We start from the raw sequence: 2,741 nt of genomic DNA on the forward strand, positions 1-2,741 counted from the left end.
ATGGAAAAATTCATTCATTTTTGGACTCACCCAGCAGGTGAAATGGCCAATCTTTTAAAATCCAAGTAAAATCATAGGGTTAACCGAAATCCTGGATTTTATCTCACGGATTCACGTTGATATCGGAGCAGTTCATACTTGACGCCTTCTCATCATTCCCGCTTTAATTAGGCCCTCTCCCTTTGCGGTAGCTCCGATAGCGGCAGCGTGAAGGGCGCTCACCCTCAGCCCAGGTAGCTCAGTCGGTAGAGCAGGGGACTGAAAATCCCCGTGTCGGCAGTTCGATTCTGTCCCTGGGCACCAATAAAATGAAGGCTGACGGATCGGTGGTTCTGCCCTGAGGACGTAATTCGTTACTATTTAGGTACCCCATTCATATATAAAACAAAGGCTTACACTTTTCTAAGTGCGATGATGGGTGGAAAATGCGGTGTTTTCGTGCGTTTCCACGCGATGAAAACACAACATCTTGTGCTTTGTAGGCCGCCAAACACAATATCTTGTACCTGAATAGTTACCGCAATTTTTAGGTCACCTACGAGGCATCTTAAGGGCACCCTGAAAAATACGATTCTCGTCAACAGCACGCTTCTATAATCAATGGGTTAGAGTCGCTTGATCGGTGAAAACGCCTATTTTTCAAGATGCCCTTAAGAAATTGTCCTACCTGTGTGACCATGCAATCCCTCCCCCTCTGGATCCTGGTCTCGAAAACCAGAAATCAAAGGGTTGTGCTCGCAGGGAGCCGAAGTTCGTCAGGGACTGAATAGTTACTCGCCTGCAGCTCTCCAAGATTTCCCGAGTTTCTGCAAGGAATTAAAGCAGTTAAAAGGACAACCTGATGACCCAAAAACCAAAGATCACATTAATAACTGTTGACCAATATGGTCCATCACTTGGAGTACGATTTCTCTCAGCGGTACTCAAACGAGCGGGTTATCAAACAGTGGTCGTTTTTGCGAATGGTTATGTTTCTCGCGAAGCAGCTATGGGGAAGGTGCAAATATTTCCCGACCATATTCATAATGAAATTGCTAAACTCGTTGCAGGAAGCCTCTATATTGGAATATCAGTAGTAACCCCAACATATCATCGAGCCAAGGAGATAACAATACAGATCAAGTCACGTATTAATATACCTATTGTATGGGGAGGTGTTCACGCCACTGTATCGCCTGACGAATGCTTAGAATACGCCGATATGGTCTGCATGGGCGAAGGAGAAGATTTAGTGGTCGATTTAGCGAATCGGCTGCGAGAGAATCGGACTTATGACAATATTCCAGGCTTAAGGTTACCTAACCAATTGCCAGTGACATATATAGCGCAAACGGATATATCTCACATTCCCTCACCGGACTATGCGTTTGACGGTAGTCATTATATTGTAGACTCACATGGAATCACTCGTATTAGTAGTCTCCAAACTTATAAACGGCTCTTAGCCGGGGAGTATAATCTTTCTCCAACCAGAGGTTGTCCTTATAAATGCACGTATTGTGTCAACGATAGATATTCGGCCATTCACAAGGATGCCAAGATCAGGCGTTTCAGGGCACGCAATCTTGACAACGTAATTCGCGAATTGATATGGGCAAAAAATCATTTTGCCTTTTCTCATGCAGTGATTCCGGATGATTGCTTTATGGCGCTGAAGAGGGACGATATTCGTTATTTTGTACGGGAATACAAAAAACACATAGGATTACCATTTAAAATCCACGGGGCAGACACCCCGAGTGTGACCGAGGAAAAACTTAAGCTCTTGTGCGATGCAGGTCTTGTCGAGCTAAGAATTGGTATCCAAACGGGGAGTGAACGCATTCGCAAGCTTTATGGCCGAACATGGGAAAGCAACACAAGCGTGCTTAAGACGGCCCATCTTATCAATCATTTCATAAACCAAGGGCAACTCCGTTGGGTGCTGTATTATATAATACTTGACAATCCGTGGGAGTCGAAACAAGATCAAGTTGATACCTTTAAATTGGTGGCGTCTTTACCAAGACCTTTTTCAGTAACTTTGTTTTCGCTAACCTTTTATCCGGGGACATCACTTTACGAGCGGGCCCTATCTGAAAAGCTGATTCGTGGTGATGCTACCGATGATGCTTACTGGAAAAATTATAAGAAGTTACGCTCCACACCGATTAATGAAACGTTAGGATTGATGGTATATTTACCTCTATCATCAACTGCCATGTGGTGGCTGGTAAAAGACAAGCCTGTTACCAAATATAGCAGGCGGATAATAAAAAAGCTAGTAGCGTCAGTTCCGGAAGTTACGTTATTTTTCAAATCACGGGCACGTTACGAAATTGAATTGTGTATTCAAAACACAAGAGGTGGTGCTATAGATGTTTTTCGTCAATTAAAGAAGAACCCTTCAGAATATTCTGGGGGATCAAGGAGACCAGTAATCGTTGCACTGAGACTTTTTCTGTTGAGTATTTACATTAAGGCTAGCAAGCTTCGTCATCCTCTGGGAACGCATACCGCCCGCGTATAAAAAAGCCATGGTTTTCACCGATTATTGGGAAGCGTATCAAGCTGTTATTCCGAATAAGCAGCATTACCCTGTTGGCAAAGAAATGGGAGAAAGGCCCATGTTAGGCGCTGGAATAATACCTTGTGCGTAAGACGCTCTCTTTTTCCAAATGTATCATTATGTGTCAGGTCCCGGATGATTACGTGGAATTTTTTTAAACAGTTGGGGTTGCTGTGCGTGCCATTGTTTGAGT

At 43.9% G+C, this 2,741-nt stretch carries 2 protein-coding genes and 1 tRNA gene; 2 read left to right on the forward strand and 1 reads right to left on the reverse strand.

Going from position 1 to position 2,741, the window contains the following annotated elements; genetic code table 11:
- Positions 1 to 227: 227 nt before the first annotated feature.
- Both BQ17_RS18835 and BQ17_RS18840 read left to right on the forward strand, forming a co-directional pair.
- Positions 228 to 303 (forward strand) — tRNA-Phe (locus BQ17_RS18835).
- Between the two features lie 538 nt (positions 304 to 841).
- Complete coding sequence (locus BQ17_RS18840) at positions 842 to 2,509, forward strand: B12-binding domain-containing radical SAM protein (protein ID WP_089729758.1); 1,668 nt, start codon at positions 842 to 844, stop codon at positions 2,507 to 2,509.
- Positions 2,510 to 2,553: 44 nt separating this feature from the next.
- Here BQ17_RS18840 and BQ17_RS22965 read toward each other — a convergent pair.
- A partial coding sequence (locus BQ17_RS22965) for a hypothetical protein (protein WP_218068353.1) occupies positions 2,554 to 2,741 on the reverse strand: 188 nt, incomplete at its 5' end.

The organism is Candidatus Thiosymbion oneisti, from assembly GCF_900092655.1.
GTDB lineage: Bacteria > Pseudomonadota > Gammaproteobacteria > Chromatiales > Chromatiaceae > Thiosymbion > Thiosymbion oneisti.

Excerpts from the sequence above, each read along its gene's own strand:
- BQ17_RS18840 (WP_089729758.1), top strand. The coding sequence starts at position 842 with ATGACCCAAAAACCAAAGATCACATTAATAACTGTTGACCAATATGGT.